Below are 15498 nucleotides of genomic sequence, written 5' to 3' on the forward strand. Positions count from 1 at the left end.
CCGGGTTTTACTTGCGGGCCTTGGCCGGCTTTTTGCCGCGCGGAGTCAGGGTGATCTGGAACGCCTCCAGCGGCGCCAGCCGCTCGGCCTCGCAGGTCTCGTCATTGCCGACCGGCCCGGCCGAGGCGCCGCCGATGAACTTGGCGGAATAGGAAATATCGTACTGCTCCGCCGCTTCGCCGGAGAGACGCACACGCAGCCCCAAGAGCGGCAGCGCCATCCCGCGCGAGCCGCAATATTGCCCGGCTTCCACCCAAGGCGAGAGCCAGCCGCGGCCCAGCACCGCCTGATAGGTGAAGTCCGCCGGGGCAACGCCCGCCGGCGCCTTGATCGAGAAGCCCTCGACCCAGTTCTTGCTGCCAGCCTCGCCCAGCCAGTCCCCGAAGCCAGCGCCGACATCGCCACGGCTCTGGATATGCGCCATGAAATCCATCTCCTCGGCCGGGTTCATCGCGGTGCTGGCCGGGGCAGGGGCGGCTTCAGCGGCCGGAGCGGGCTGGTTGGCGGCGATCTGCGCCTCGCCCAGCAGCTGGCGCACCTGCAGCTTCGGCGCCGCATCCGGCAGGTTGGCGTATTGATAGATGGTCACCAGCACCTGGCCGGGCTGGTTCTTCACCCGCACCAGCGCGGCATCGCCCTCGGCATTCAGCCAGCCATCGCCACGGAAGCTGGAAATCTCGACATTCTGCGCGCCCGAGGGCGGCGGGGAGACGCGCACACCCGGCATGCCGTTATGAATCGCGGCCCCAGGGTTCAGCTCGTTAACGAAACAGAACAGGCCCGGCGGCAGTTGCATCAGATGCCCCGTCACCTTCAGCTCCTGCAGCTTGGCGCCGCCCTGGTTGGCGGCCTCCGGCTGGGGGGCGGGAGCGGGCGCTGCCGGCTTCTTGGGCGTGGCGGTGGCGGATTTGGCAGCGGCCATGGGGTGTCCTCGAAGTTAGAAATTCAAAAAGCAAGACAGCGTGGTTGCCCATATTGTTGCAGAACTTTCCACACACGCAAGGCATGACACAGCTAACTTAACGAAGCCCGACTGGCCAGCCTGAGGGCGGCGCTGCGGGGTCAAAAATTGATCCCGAGCAGGGCGTTGTTGATCCGTTCCGCGGGCAGACCGAGCGGCAGCACGGCGCCGCGTTGGGTGGCCCGCACCCGCTCCGCCTGCGCGCCGAGATCGAACACCAGCGCATACAGCCCCGCCGCCCAGGCCTCGGTGAGGGTGAAGCACCAGGTTTCCGGGCAGATCGAGGGAATGAAGGCGAGGTCGGGCTGGATCTCCGCGATCAGGCTGTCCAGCTCCTCCGGCTTGTAGCCGCCGGTGATCTTGACCCCGGCTTCAAGCAAGGCGCCGTCCTCGGCGCTGGACCCGATGATGAAAAATTCCAAGGGCAGGGCGCGGGCTTTGGCGTCCAGCGCGCAGTCCAGCAGCACGTCATAGCCCTTGGTCGGGCCAATGCCGCCCAGCACCGCGATCCGTCGCGCCCCGGTGCGTGGCGGGCGCAAGGAGACCGGCTGGCTGTCATCATCCCAGGCGGTGATGCGGGGCTTCAGCCCGGGGAAATGCCGCGCCAGGCGGCGGGCCATGTCGCCGGAGGGCACGCGCACCTCCCTGGCGCCAGCGAATTCGGCGCGGGAGCGGGCGAGCAGGCGTTGCACCGGCAGCGTCTCGAACACGCCGCGCCGGTCCTGCTTCACGCAGGTTTCGCAGCCTTTCACATCCGGCTCGCCGCAATAGCGCAACGGCGCCTCCCGCGTCGGGCGGTTGAGCAGCGAGACGCGGGGGCAGAAGCTGGCATAATCATGCAGCACGATGTCCTGCCGTACCCCCAGCGCCGCCGCCAGCCCACGCAGCGCCTCATGCTGGCCCAGCATATGGTGCATCTCCACCCGCTCGACCCGGAAGCCGCGCAGCAGCGCCAGCAAGGCCTCGAACTGGCGGGCGAGGTCGAAGGTCAGGTTGGGGCTGGTCTGGGTATGGCCATCGCAGAGCAAGGCCGGCCAGGGATAGCGCGGGGCCTTCCGGGTGGTGGGAAATTTCGTTGTCAGCACCAGGGGAAATTTCCCCTGCGCCCGCAACGCGGCGCAGACGCGCTCGATCTGCCGGGCCACCCCGCCGCCATGGCCATGGCTGATCAGCAGCACGCTGCGGCGCCCGGCGCGGGCCGCCTGCAGCCGGGCCGCATCCAAGGCGGCGCGGGCGGGGGCGAGCGCATCCGCCGCGCTGGCCGCTTCGATCAGCGCCCGGTAGCCCGGAAAGAGCTGCTCCAGCACCGCCTGATTGCGCCGCATCAACGCCTGGGTGGCGCCCCGGAAGGAGACGCCGCCGCGATGCGCGACATAGGCGCCCAGCGCGGCGACGCTGGCAAAGCCGAGATGGCGTGCCCGCAGGCAGAAATCATTCTCCTCGCCATAGCCCTGGGCGAACAGCGCGGTGCGCAAAGCCCCTGTCTGTTGCAGGCAATCATGCCGGATATAAAGGCAGAACCCGACCCCGGTGGGGATCTCCGCCCAGCCCAGCCCGTTGGTTTTATGCGCCAGCCGGTCCAGCCTGGTGGCGCCCGCCAGATCCGGCATCGCATTGCCGCCGGCGGGATTGGGATAGGAGCAGAGCGTCGCTTCGTTGGAGAGTGGGGTGACGGTGCCGATGCAGGGCGCCGCATAGGCGACCTCGCGCAGTGTCGCGAAGGCATCTTTCGGGACCAAAACGTCACTGTTGAGTAATATCACATCGTGATTTTTGGCCGCGTCCAGGCCGGTATTCACCGCGTCGCAGAAGCCCCGATTCGCTTCGTGCCGCAGCAGCTCGATCTGGCCGCGCTTTGCCGCCCGGTTCAACAGGGCGGCCAGGGCCGGCTCCGGGGTGGCGTCATCGACGACGATCAGCCTTGCGCCGGGCGGCAAGGCGCGGCGCGCACTGGCCAGGGCGGCCCTGGTCTCCTCCAACCCGCGATAGACCGGCATGATGATGGCAAGCCGGGCCCGGCGCGGGCCGCGTGACGGGGCCTTGCCGCGCCGGGCCGCCGGACGCGGGCGCTGCGCGAAATCTTCCGGGTTCAGCGGCGCCCCCAGCAAAGCGCACCCATCCGCGCCGCTGACCAGATAAGGCGGGGTGAGGCCGGCAAGCCGCCGGGCGGTGAGGCTGAACCGGTAGCGCGGCAGCAGCGGCGTCGCCTCATCCGCTGGCAGCGCCGCGCCGCAGGTGAGGCTGAGCCGGGTGCCATTGCCGCCGGTGACGATGAGGCGCGGCTTCTGGTCCGGTGCGGCCGGGCGCACCGCCCAGCCGCGCAGCCCGCCGCGATGCGCCTCCACCACCCCTTCGATCCGGTTCAGCACCGCCTCGTCAGGTGGCGCCCCCAGAAAGGGCGGCTGGCCGTGCTGGATGCGTGTCCCTTGCGCATCCATTCCCTGAAACCCGCCATAGCCGGCATTCAGGCTGATATGCTGCAGGAAGGCCGGCAGCTGCGGATCCTCCCCCAGACAATGGCGCGCCAGCAGCTCCTCGGCGGCGCGGGCGGCGGCGGCGGCATCGCCCTGGATCTGCGCGGCGATGGCCAGGCCAATCCAGGCGGTGGCGCTGTCATGCTTGGCCGCGATCTCGGCGAAACGCGCCGCCGCCCGCTTCGCACCGTCCAGCCCGGCCGCCAGCTCGCGCTGCGCCAGTTCGAGATCGATCCTGGGGTCTTTCGGCGCCAGCCGCTTGGCGCGCTGCAGCCAAAACAGCGCATCCTCGCCCGGACGCTGCGCCCGTAGATAGGCGGCGGTGGCGGTGCTGGGATCTGCCGTGCCGGGCGTTTTGCTCAAGCGCGGATACGGCTCATTCCGCCGCTGCCGCCGGGGGCAGGCCAGCGAGCGCGGCCTTGGCCTCGTCCAGCCCCGCCTCGGCGGCGAAGCTGAAGCATTGCCGTGCCGCTTCGAGATCGGGCGCGGTGGCGATGCCATCGCGCAGATACAGGCCGAGCATCAAGGCCGCGCGGGGATGCTGGCGCTGCGCCGCCTGGCGGTACCAGGCGAGGGATTTGGCGCGATCGGTCTCGATCTGATGGCCGCCGCCATAGAGCGCGCCGAGCGAGAACATCGCCTCCGCGCTCTCCTGTTCGCTGGCGCGCTCAAACAGCACCCGCGCCGCCTCATCGTCACGCGGGCCGCCGAGGCCTTGCAGATGCAGCATGGCGAGATCCAGCAAGGCCGGCAGCAGATTGAAATCGGCGGCCTTCTGCAGCCAGAACCGCGCCTCCTCCAGATTCTGCTCCACCCCGCGCCCTTCGGCGAGGATGCGGCCATAGCGATACTGGGCATTGACGACATTCTCCGCCGCCTTGCGGAACCAATGCGCCGCCGCCGCGTCATCGCGCGCCACGCCGACCCCTTCGGCCAGGCAGACCGCGAAATTATAGGCGCCGATCGGATCGCCGGATTCGGCTGCCTTGGCGAACCAGTCCTGCACCGGCGGAATCTCCGCGACGCGCGGATTGACCTGACGCTTGACCACCATGCTGGCCAGATCCGTCTGGGCGCGCTGATCGCCCTGCTCGGCGGCCAGACGCAGCCATTTCGACGCCTCGTCCGGGTTGCGCGGCACGGCGCCGATGCCGGTGAGGTTGAGCAGCCCGAGCGTGCGCGCCGCCCCGCGATGCCCGCCCTCGGCGGCCACCCGGAACCAGTTGGCGGCCTCGGCATAATTCGGCGGAAACCCGTCATCGCCCTTGGCGTAGATCTCGCCGACGCGCATCGCCGCCTCGGCATCGCCGGCCAGGGCGGCGCGGCGCAGCCAGGTTTCGCCCTCCACCTTGTTCTGCGCGATCACCTGGCCCTGATACAGCATGATGCCATAGCGGTGCTGGGCATCGCGGATGCCCTTCTCCGCCGCCAGCTTGTAATGCCTGGCGGCCTGTTCGAGATCCGCATGCACGCCGATGGCGCGCTCATGGATCAGCCCGAGATAGAAATGCCCGGTGGCCAGATCCGCCTCGGCCGCCTTGCGGATATGCGCGACGGCGGCAAAGGTTTTCTCGTCGTCATCGGCTTCCAGCAGCAGGATGGTGCCCAGCCCGAGATGGCCGTGCGGCAGGCCAGCGGCGGCGGCGCGGCCATACCAATGCTTGGCCTGCTCGATATTCTGCACCTCAGCCGGGCCGCGCGAATAGAGATAGCCTAGCTGGGTCTGCGCATTGGCTTCCCCGGCCTCGGCGGCCAGGGTCAGCCATTTCAGAGCCGCCTGAAGGTCCGGCGCGGTCTGCTCGGGCGTATCGGTGCCTTGGTCCTGGGGGGCGAACAGGGCCTGGCTGTCATCATCGCGGTAGAGCCCATGGGCGTAGAGATTGCCCAGCTCCGCCTGCGCCTTGGCATCCCCCGCCTGGGCGGCCAGCAGCAGCCAGCGCGCCGCCTCCTTGGCGCTGCGAAAGCCGGTGGCGGCACCATTCAGGTAATAAAAGCCAAGCTCCCGTGCCGCGTCCGCCAGCCCGGCCTCGGCGGCGGTGGCGAAGAGCGGGAAGGCCCGCTCATGCGCGCCCTGGGCCGCCAGCTCGCGGGCGCGGGCCAGGGCCTTTTGCGGATTGCGCGCCGCCAGCTTGTCGGCAAGGGAGAATTTCACCGCCATGGCTCAGGGCTCGTGCAAGCTCTGATAGGCGACAGGCGCCATCTGCGAGAGGAAATAAGAGAGGATGGAATGCTTGCCGACGACGATGTCCGCCTCCAGCGGCATCCCCGGCACCAGCCGGAAGCCGGGCGGCACATTATGCAGGTTCATCACATCCAAGGAGATCTGCGCCTTGTAATACAGCGTATGCGGCGCGGTGGGCAGCGGCGCGCCCATGGTCACGGCATTTTCCTGGTTCTGCGGGTTGATGCTCTCCGGGCTGACCGACTGCACGGTGCCCACGGCGCTGCCGTAACGGGTGGAATCCAGCGTGTTGAACTTGATGGTCACCTTGTCGCCCACCCGCACGAAGCCGGATTCATCGGCGGGAATATCGGCCTCGACGATGAAGGGGGCGTTGATCGGCGCCAGCTGCATCAGCTGCTGGCCGGCCTGCAGCACGGAGCCGACGGAAACCGGGGCGACGCTCTGCACGATCGCATCCTGCGGCGCCTGCAGCACCACCAGCGAGTTATTCAGCTTGGCCTTGGCCAGCTCCTGCTGGGACTGGGCGAGATTATTCAGCGCCGTGGCGAGGTCGGTCGAGATCTTCGCCCGGAATTCCTGGGCGAAGCTGTCGCGCTGGGCCTGCACCGCGGCGAGCTGGCGCTCATCCGCCTGCGCCTGGGACTGGGCCTGGGAAAGCTGCGCCTGGACGTTCACCCGTTCATCGGTCGCGGCCTCTGAATCGAGCTGGCTGCCGACCTGCATCTGCTGCAGCTTCTTGCGCATCGCCTCGACATTGGTGGCGATCTTCAGGCGCTGGGCATAATAATCCGCCTGCTGCTGGTAGCCGGTGATCTGGGTTTTCAGCTGGTTGATCTGCTGGTCGTAATTCTCCAGCGTATAATGATACTGGCCCATCTGCTGGTTATAGGTCTGCAGCATCAGCGCCGAGGACGGGTTGTTGGGATCCGGCACATAGGGCTTGTCCTCTTCCTGCGCCTTCAGCTGCGCCACCTGGGCGGCATAGTTCTGCTCCTGCTGGGTGAGGGAATCATAATCCGCTGTCGCGTAGGTCGGGTCCAGCGAGGCCAGAACTTGGCCCTTATAGACGAGGTCGCCCGGGCGGACATTGATGTCGCGCACGATCGAGGCGGCGCTGAAGGCCTGCACGCTGATATCCGGCGTGGTGGCGTTCAGGATGCCGGTGGCGGTCACCAGCCGGTCCACCTTGAACACGGCGGCGATCAGCAGCACGATCGCCACCAGAGCGGTGATCGTATAGCCGGTCGAGCGCGCCAGCGGCGGCAGCGGGGTGGCGATGACGGCGGCGGTGGGGGACTGGAATTCCAGCGCCGCCATCGGCAGCGTGTCTTCCGCGCCGGTGGTCGCCAGCGCGCGCCGGGGGGATTTAGACAATAGCTGGCTGAGACGATTCATCGTCGAACCCTTCAGGCGCAAGGTGGCGGTTCTGCTGGAACCAGAGATGGCGATAGATGGCGCAACGCTGGACCAGCTCCTTATGCGGCCCGATATCCATGGTCTTGCCCTGATCGAGCACCATGATCAGGTCGCAATCCAGCAGCGAGGAGAGGCGGTGGGAGACGATGACCATCGTCCGCCCGGCGGCGATGCGCTGGATATTGGCATTCACCAGCGCCTCGCTTTCCGGGTCGAGCGCCGAGGTGGCTTCGTCCAGGATCAGCACGCGCGGGTCGGAGATCAGCGCGCGGGCGATGGCCAGGCGCTGCTTCTGCCCGCCGGAGAGGTTGGGCGAGCCTTCCTGGATGAAGGTGTCATAGCCATTGGGCAGACGCTCGATGAACTCCTCGGCCCCGGCCAGGCGCGCGGCGCGCACCGCATCCTCGAAGGACAGGCCCGGCCGCCCGGCGATGATATTATCCCGCACCGTGCCGCGAAACAGGAAGTTATCCTGCAGCACCATGCCGAAATTCTTGCGGATATGGCGCAGATTGATCTCGCGCATATCGGTGCCGTCGATGCGGATGGAACCGACATAGTCGCGGTTGATGCCCTGCAGCAGCCGGGTGATGGTGGATTTGCCCGAGCCCGAGCGCCCGACCAGCCCCAGCATGGTGCCGGCGGGGATCTTGAAATTCATCTTGTCCAGCGCCGGGGTCTTGGCCCCTTCATAGCGGAAGGTTACGTCCCGGAACTCGATCGCGCCCTCGAAGCGCGGCCGCAGCCCCGTGGTCAGCGCCTGGCGCTCGTTTGGCCGGTTCAGCACATGGCCGACCTGATCGATGGAGGCGCGGGCCTGATGCACCTCGTCCAGCAGGCCGGCGAGGCTGACCAGCGGGCCGGCGACGCGGCCGCCCAGCAGCATGAAGCCGAACAGGCTGGCGCTGTCGATCGAGTTCTGGGTGTGCAGCACGATGAAGGCGCCGACCAGAATGACGCCATAGCTGCAATAACGCTGCAGCGGCATGGTCAGCACCGCCGGCCAGTTGGCCATGCGCGCCTGCTCGACATTCAGCTCCGCCACCTCGGCGACGCTGGCATCCCATTGCGTGGCGCGGGTATTCTCCAGCGCCAGCGCCTTGACGGTGCGGATGCCGAACACGGTTTCGATCAGGATCGAGCCCTTGGCCGATTCCGCCGCGATCACCTTGCCGATCAGGATGCCGATCGGGCGCAGGAACACGGCGATGATCGCCGCGATCAGGGCGGCGGCGATCAGGATGGTCCAGGCCAGCGGCGCGCTCATATAGAACAGGATCGGCAGCAGCAGGATCAGCATGAACACGTCGATGAAGGCGTTCATCAGCTTGCCGGTGAGGAAGTCCCGCACCCGGTTGACCTGGCTGATCTTGTAGGAAATCTGCCCGGCCTGCTCGCGTTCGAAAAATTCGATCGGCAGCGCCACCAGCCGGTCGAAGATCATCAGGTTGAGCTTCGCGTCCAGCTTCGCCGCGAGCACCACCTCCATCATCTTGCGGCTCCAGGTCATCATCGCCTCGAACAGTACCGCGACCAGCATCAGGATGATGACGAGATTGAGTGTCTGCGTGCTGTGGAACTGGATGACTACGCCGATGATGCGCATCACCACCAGGATCGGCACCAGGCTGAGCACGGTCAGCGTCACCGAGGTGATGGCGATATCGCGCAGGATCTTCGCATCGCCCCAGACGATCCGCGCGATCATGCCGAGATTGAAAGGCTGTTCCTCGAGCGCGCCATGGCGGCTGGAGCGGATCAGCAAGGTGGCGCCGCTCCAGACCTGCTTCAGCCGCAGCTCATCCACCAGCACCGGGGCGGCGGAGGTCGGCTGGCGCGGGTCGCGCAGCACCAGCACGCCGCGTCCCCGGTCGCGCCCCACCAGCAAGGCGGCGCCGCCATCATCCAGCAGCAGGATGATGGGGGAGGGCGACTCCATATTCATGATCTGGCGGAAATTCATCTGCACGCCACGCGCCCACAGCCCGGCCTCCTTCAGCCAGACCACCAGCTCCGGCGGGGGCGGTGCGGCCTCGCTGCCGCGCAGGCGCAGCCCGTCCAAATCCATTTCGACGCCATGGAAGCGGGCGACGTTCAGCACCGCCGCCATCCGCGCCTCGCCAGCCTGGTTCAGCTGCAGCTTGGCATCGCTGAGGGCCGCCATGTCGGGATTGGCGGGACCTCTCGGCTCGTCGGCGCCCAATCCCGGGTTGCGCGGCGTGTCATTCATATGGTCTCAACCCTCACTCATGCGGCAGCATCCGGCGGCGCTAGGCACCGTGACGCACCCGCTTTATGCCCGGAAAACGGCGCGGAGCACAACGGTAAGACAGCGCGCCAGCGAAAGATAACCAATTCATAAAATACACAAAAATATAAAATTTTATAAACTTCATGAAATGATTGTTGGTTTTCGGTCAGCTCGGGATTTGCCATCGCCGGGCGGGTTGCATTACCCAGAAGCGCAAATGACAGGCAGGCCCATGAAAATCAGACCCGCGACCACCGACGATTTGGCGCAGATGCAGGCGATCTACGCCTATCATGTGCTGCACGGCACTGGCTCTTTCGAGGATGTGCCGCCCTCTCTGGAGGAGTTGAGCCAGCGATTCGAGGCCAATCAGGCGGCCGGCTATGCCTGGCTGGTGGCCGAGGACGGGCCGAAAATCCTGGGCTATGGCTATTACGGCCCGTTCCGTACCCGCCCGGCCTATAAGCATACGGTCGAGGACAGCGTGTATGTGCGCGAGGATGTGCGCGGCCAGGGGGTCGGCAAGGCGCTGGTGCTCGGGCTGGTCGAAGCGGCGCAGGCGGCGGGCTATAAGCAGATGGTCTCGCTGATCGGGGATTCGGAGAACACCGCCTCGATCGGCGTGCATGCCAGCCTGGGCTTCCAGCATGCCGGCACCATGCGCAAGGTCGGCTTCAAGCTGGAGCGCTGGCTGGACGTGGTGATCATGCAGAAGGCGCTCTGAAGCGCCCGGCTTACATCCGCTCGAAAGAGCGGAATTTTTCCCAATCGGTGATGGCGGCGTTGAAGGCGTCCAGCTCCACCTTGGCCATATTGGCGTAGTGGGAGACCACCTCGGCGCCGAAGGCGGCGTGGGCGAAGGCGCTGGAGGCGAAATGCAGCGCCGCGTCGCCCAGGCTGGCTGGCACCCGGGGTAATGCCGCCTGATAGGCGTTGCCGGTGAAGGGCGCCACCGGCGCGTAATCCCCTTCGATCCCGGCGAGCCCCGCGGCGATCATCCCGGCCAGCGCCAAATACGGGTTCACATCCCCGCCCGGCAGCCGGTTTTCCACCCGCAGGCCCGGCCCATGCCCCACCACCCGGAAGGCGCAGGTGCGGTTATCCATGCCCCAGGCCAGGGCCGTCGGCGCGAAGCTGCTGGCGACATAGCGCTTATAGGAGTTGATGTTGGGGGCGTAGAATAAGGTCGTCTCCTCGGCATGGCGCAGCAGCCCGGCGATGAATTGCCGGAACAGCCGCGACGGGCCGTGCTGCTCGGCATCCAGAAACACAGCCTCGCCCGCCGCGTTGCGCAGCGAGAGATGGGCGTGGCAGCTATTGCCCTCGCGCTCATTATATTTGGCCATGAAGGTCAGGGCCTGCCCTTCCTGCGCCGCGATCTCCTTGGCCGCCTCCTTGTAGATCACGTGCTTGTCGCAGCATTCCAGCGCCGGGCCATAGCGGAAATTGATCTCGTGCTGGCCGAGATTGCACTCGCCCTTCGAGGTCTCGACCTGGATCCCCGCCGCCTCCATGGCGTTGCGGATGCGCCGCAGCAGCGGCTCCACCCGGGCGGTGCCGAGGATGGAATAGTCGTTATTATACTGGTTGGCCGGGGTGAGGCCGCGATAGCCCTTGTCCCACGCGGCCTCATAGCTGTCCTTGAACAGGATGAATTCCAGCTCGGTGGCGGCATAAGCGAACAGATCATGGCCGCGCAGCCGCTCCAGCTGGCGCTTCAGGATGGTGCGCGGCGCCACCGCGGCCGGCTGATGGCCGGGCAGCTCGATATCGCACAGCACGATCGCCGCCCCCTCCTGCCAGGGGGCCAGGCGCAGCGTCGCGAGGTCCGGCCGGAAGACGAAATCCCCGAAGCCTTTTTCCCAATTATTGATCGCATAGCCTTCGATCGGCTGGCATTCGATGTCGGTGGCCAGCAGATAGGCGCAGCCTTCCGCCTCGCCCTGCGCCACCATTTCCAGGAAATGGCGCGGCATCACCCGCTTGCCCTGCAGGCGGCCTTGCATGTCCGGGATGGCCATGATCACCACATCCAGCGCGCCGCGTTCGGCCAGCGCCCGCAGCTCTGGCAGGGTCAATTGTGTATCGGCCATGTCCCGCACCTCGTCTTGTTGCTTGGCCTTTGATTATACGCGCTTGTTGGCGGCTTCATAGGCTGGGCGGCGAAGGGCAGGGGCATGAAAAAGGCCCCTTGCGGGGCCTTTTTCAACGCGCTCGATCAATTCTCTTCGAAGCTGGCGTCCGCCGGCGCCAGGGACTTGATCAGATCGAAGATCCGCTTGTGCATCGGGGCGTCGGGGATGCGGTAATAGGCCCGCACCAGCTCCAGCGTTTCGCGCTTGGTGAGCTGATCATCGATGCCGACGCTGAACGGCTCCTGCTGCTCGGCGAAGCCATAGGTGCGGCCGCGCGGGCCGGAAACCGGGCTCTCGGACATGCCCTCGGGCATATCATCGAAGAAATAGGAGATGGGGACATCCAGGATCCGCGAAATATCGAACAGGCGCGAGGCGCCAACGCGGTTCATGCCGCGCTCATATTTCTGCACCTGCTGGAACGTCAGCCCCAGCGCATCGCCGAGGCGTTCCTGGGACATGCCCAGCAAAGTCCGGCGGAGACGAATCCGCGACCCGACATGCACGTCGATGGGACTGGGACGGCTTTCACGTTCCGGACGCTCAGCGTTCTCTTCAGCCATAAATGTCTTACTCTCCAGCATCCGACGCGATTACGTCGAATTAAGATTTGACCGTTCCAGTCGACGCGCGCGTGCGCCACGTGAACGGCACATAGAATAACAAAAAGGCCAGGATATACTAGCCTAAGTTAAGTTAACAGGCGTTAACCGCAAAATCAATACAAAACTCATCAAATTGAATTATTAAATAGACACAACATTTATAACCCTATCAGTTTTGCAGCTTTTTGGTGTATCCTACGGCGAGACCGGCGATGAGCAGGGCCAATGATAGCGTCAAGGGGATTTCAAGCCCCCAGCGCGCATAGAGAGTCGCGGGTTGAGCGGCCGGCAGCGGCGCGACGAGCACGCCCTGCGCATCCAGCGGCAATAAGGCGGTCACCCGTCCGAACGGATCGATGACCGCCGAAATCCCGGAATTTGCAGCGCGCACCAGCGGTAATCCCTCTTCCACGGCGCGCAAACGGACATCGGCGAAATGCTGGCGCGGCCCGGCCGAATCGCCGAACCAGGCATCGTCGGTGATGTTGACGATCCAGGAGGGGCGGTACGCCTCGTCGATAATCTGGCCGCTGAAGATCGCCTCATAGCAGATGATCGGCGCGAAAGCCGGCAGGCCGGGGATGTTGGCGATGGTTTCCGGGCCGCTGCCGGGGGTGAAGCCGCCTTCGAGCAGGCTGGGAATGATCTTCAGCGGAATCCAATGCGGCATATATTCGCCGAACGGCACCAGCTTCCATTTATCATAGACGGCAAGCGGTGGTTGTGGCCCGTCCGTGACGATCAAGGAGTTGCGGTAATCCTTCGGCCCGGCGACTCGCAGGCTGCCGGCGATGATCGGGGTGGTGCCGGTGACGGCGGCAAGCTGGGCGCGGGCATTATCGTCGCTCTGCAGCAGCCAGGGGCTGGCGGCTTCGGGCCAGATCACCGTGGTCGCCCCGGCCTTGATCCCGGCCTGGCTCATCGCCAGCAGGCGCTGCCAGTTGGCGAGCAAAGCCGGGCGGGAGAAATCCGGCGGCTCCGGAAAATCCGGCTGCAGCAGGGCGACTTTCGTGTCGGTCTGGCCCTCGGGGGTGGCCAGCCGCACCCAGCCATAGCCGGCCCAAAGGGCCAGCACCGCCACCAGCGCCGCCAGCCCCTTGCGGCCGAAGAGCGGCATCGCGGCCAGGAAGACGGTGAGCAGCGTCAGCCCGTAAACTCCGAACAGGCTTGCCGGCTGCAGGAAGATATTGCCGAGCGTGCCAGGAATCGCCCAATCCGTGCCCCAGAAATTCCAGGGAAAGCCGGTGAAGAGGAATTGCTGGGCGAGGTTGGAGAGCCCCCAGACCCCGGTGAAGACCAGCACCCGGCCCAGCCCCGGCCTTACAAGCCGCGCCGCCAGCACTGGCGGGATGGTGTAGAACGCTACCGCAAAGGCCAGCGCCGGGGCGGCGAGCGGCACCAGCCACCAGAAGGTCTGCGCCTCGGTGAGGATGGGCTCGGTGATCCAGTACAGCCCGGCCAGCGCCAGGCCGAAGCCGTAGCACCAGCCGGTCAGCGCCGCGCGCCGCCAGTTCGGCGCCTGGTCCAACAGCCGCAGCAAGGCCGGCACGGAAAACAGCAGAACCGGAAGCAGATGCACCGGCGGCAGCGCCAGGGCGGCGGCGAGCCCCCACAAAAAAGCCCGCGCGAGCGGGGCTTTCTGCAGGCGCTCAGACAGCGCGCGGAAGAGGGCGACCGGCCGCTTATCCGCGGGGGAGGTGGTAAAATTCTGCGACATCTTTGAAATCCACCGCGTTTTTATGTTTGGCGCTGGGCCTGGTCTCATCCTGCGGGCGCACCAGCTGGCAGGTCGCCAGCCCCGCCGCCGCCGCCGCGTCCAGCTCGGCTTCGACATCCGAGAGAAACAACGCCTCCTCCGGCGCCCCGCCGATCGCCCGGGCGATGGCCTGATAGCTGCCCGATTCGCGCTTTGGCCCGACGGTCGTATCGAAATAAGACTGGAACAGAGGGGTGAGGTCTCCCTCCGGCGTATGGCGGAACAGCAGCTTCTGGGCGGCCACGGAGCCCGAGGAATAGACGTAAAGCCGCAAGCCGGCGCGCATCCAGCGGCGCAGGGCAGGGGGCACGTCCGCGTAAATCTCCCCGGTCAGCTCGCCCTTGGCGTAGCCCTCGGCCCAGATCTCGCCCTGAATGCTCTTCAGCGCGGTGATCTTCTCATCCCGGTCCATCCAGCCCAGCAGCGTCTCCAGCTTCGGCTCCGCCACCTCGGCCAGTGCCGGGTGCTCCGGATGGGCGGCCAGGAAATCCGCCATCCGCGCCCGCGCATAAGGAAACAGCACCCGATGCACGAAGCTGATCGGCGTCGTGGTGCCCTCGATATCCGTGATGACCGAGAGAATCACGCGACCGGAAACCGCTTGGAAATCTCATCCCCGGTGAATTGCGCCACCCAGCCGGACGGGTCGGTGAACACCCGCAAGGCGGTGAAGCTGGGCGCCGGCCCGGCATCGAACCAATGCTTGATGCCGGTGGGCACGAAAATCAGATCGCCCTTTTCGCAGAGCGCGTCATAGACGCGGCCATTGGCGTGCAGCACGAAATGCCCGGCCCCCTCCACGAAAAAGCGGATTTCCGGCTCGCTATGGGTATGCTCGGAGAGGAATTTCTCCCGCAACGCGCCGGCCTGCGGATGATCCGGCGAGAGCTTGATCACATCCGCCGAACCGGCCCCGGTCTCGCCCATCAGCGTGTCCAGATAAGGCCGGTAAGCTTCCAGAATCTCATCCGAACTGGCTTCGGCGGAAAGCTGCACCGGGCTCTCCCAGCGCTCGAACCCGACCTCGATGGTCTTCAGCTCGGCGGCAACGGCCGCCGGATCGGTGCTGTCGAACACCGGCGTGCCGGGGTTGGTGTCTTCATAAACGGTCAGACGGCTCATTTCAGCTTCCTCCGCTCCAGCTCACAGGCCAGCAGGAATTCCAGCGCCTCCAGGCGCCAATAGGCATGCTCGACATCTTTGCCCCAGGCATAGATGCCATGCCCGGCCAGCACATAGCCGATCGGCGTTTCCGCGATCAGATCGGGCTCGATCAAGGCCGCCAGCCGGCCGATATCCTGGTCATTCTCATAAACCGGCAGGGTGATTTCCAGCTCATGGGTGGGAAAGCCAAACGCCTTCAGCAGCTCATAATTGGCGAAGCCGATCGGCCCTTCCTTGGAGAGCACGGTGGCGGCCACGGAATGGCCGTGCAGCACCGCGCCCACGGGCGGGAACAGCCGGTAGAGCTGGCAATGCAGCAGCGTCTCCGCACTTGGCTTCTGGTTGGAGACCAGCGGCTTGCCGGCATAATCCACTGCGATGATGTCCTCATCCGGCTTCAGCCGGCCTTTATGGACACCGCTGCGGGTGATGGCGATGCTCTGCCCGTCCAGGCGCGAGGACAGATTGCCGGCGGAGCCGGGAACCCAGCCGCGCGCATCCATCCGGCGCCCGATCTCCGCCAGCGTCGACGCCGCCTCAGATGGGACCAT

At 66.0% G+C, this 15498-nt stretch carries 12 protein-coding genes; 1 reads left to right on the forward strand and 11 read right to left on the reverse strand.

The genetic code is table 11. The features are described 5' to 3' along the window. Window positions 1-7: 7 nt before the first annotated feature. The 5 genes from T331_RS0100765 to T331_RS16880 form a co-directional block, all read right to left on the reverse strand. Window positions 8-922 carry a hypothetical protein gene (locus T331_RS0100765; protein ID WP_026438657.1) on the reverse strand — a complete coding sequence of 305 codons (915 nt, stop codon included), beginning with the start codon at window positions 920-922 and terminating at the stop codon, window positions 8-10. Window positions 923-1062: 140 nt separating this feature from the next. Next, window positions 1063-3798: a glycosyltransferase gene (locus T331_RS16875; protein WP_051621966.1), complete on the reverse strand. Its 2736-nt coding sequence runs from the start codon at window positions 3796-3798 to the stop codon at window positions 1063-1065. Window positions 3799-3811: 13 nt separating this feature from the next. Next, window positions 3812-5593, reverse strand: a complete 1782-nt coding sequence (locus T331_RS0100775; protein WP_026438658.1) for a tetratricopeptide repeat protein — start codon at window positions 5591-5593, stop codon at window positions 3812-3814. A gap of 3 nt (window positions 5594-5596) precedes the next feature. Beyond that, window positions 5597-7015 (reverse strand): HlyD family type I secretion periplasmic adaptor subunit, encoded by a 1419-nt coding sequence (locus T331_RS0100780; protein WP_081822076.1) that lies wholly within the window; start codon window positions 7013-7015, stop codon window positions 5597-5599. Beyond that, complete coding sequence (locus T331_RS16880; protein WP_244876866.1) at window positions 6987-9266, reverse strand: peptidase domain-containing ABC transporter; 2280 nt, start codon at window positions 9264-9266, stop codon at window positions 6987-6989. Before T331_RS16880 ends, T331_RS0100780 begins: the two co-directional genes overlap by 29 nt. A gap of 253 nt (window positions 9267-9519) precedes the next feature. Between T331_RS16880 and T331_RS0100790 the strand changes: the two genes are divergently transcribed. Next, complete coding sequence (locus tag T331_RS0100790; RefSeq protein ID WP_008492914.1) at window positions 9520-10011, forward strand: GNAT family N-acetyltransferase; 492 nt, start codon at window positions 9520-9522, stop codon at window positions 10009-10011. Between the two features lie 10 nt (window positions 10012-10021). Here T331_RS0100790 and T331_RS0100795 read toward each other — a convergent pair whose 3' ends face one another. The 6 genes from T331_RS0100795 to T331_RS0100820 form a co-directional block, all read right to left on the reverse strand. Then, window positions 10022-11380, reverse strand: a complete 1359-nt coding sequence (locus T331_RS0100795) for a glutamine synthetase family protein (protein ID WP_008492915.1) — start codon at window positions 11378-11380, stop codon at window positions 10022-10024. A 125-nt stretch (window positions 11381-11505) separates the two neighbouring features. After that, the gene (locus tag T331_RS0100800; RefSeq protein WP_026438660.1) at window positions 11506-11985 is read right to left on the reverse strand and encodes a helix-turn-helix domain-containing protein; all 480 of its coding nucleotides are present in this window, start codon (window positions 11983-11985) and stop codon (window positions 11506-11508) included. A 211-nt stretch (window positions 11986-12196) separates the two neighbouring features. After that, window positions 12197-13744, reverse strand: coding sequence for an apolipoprotein N-acyltransferase (gene lnt, locus T331_RS0100805; protein WP_026438661.1), 1548 nt, complete (start codon window positions 13742-13744; stop codon window positions 12197-12199). Next, complete coding sequence (gene mtnC / locus T331_RS0100810) at window positions 13710-14369, reverse strand: acireductone synthase (protein WP_008492919.1); 660 nt, start codon at window positions 14367-14369, stop codon at window positions 13710-13712. The genes lnt and mtnC overlap by 35 nt, the downstream gene beginning before the upstream one ends. Beyond that, the gene (locus T331_RS0100815; protein WP_026438662.1) at window positions 14366-14905 is read right to left on the reverse strand and encodes a 1,2-dihydroxy-3-keto-5-methylthiopentene dioxygenase; all 540 of its coding nucleotides are present in this window, start codon (window positions 14903-14905) and stop codon (window positions 14366-14368) included. Before T331_RS0100815 ends, mtnC begins: the two co-directional genes overlap by 4 nt. Next, on the reverse strand, window positions 14902-15498 hold the full coding sequence (locus tag T331_RS0100820) for a methylthioribulose 1-phosphate dehydratase (protein ID WP_026438663.1): 597 nt from the start codon (window positions 15496-15498) through the stop codon (window positions 14902-14904). Before T331_RS0100820 ends, T331_RS0100815 begins: the two co-directional genes overlap by 4 nt.

The organism is Acidocella facilis ATCC 35904 (assembly GCF_000687875.1).
GTDB classification, from domain to species: domain Bacteria; phylum Pseudomonadota; class Alphaproteobacteria; order Acetobacterales; family Acetobacteraceae; genus Acidocella; species Acidocella facilis.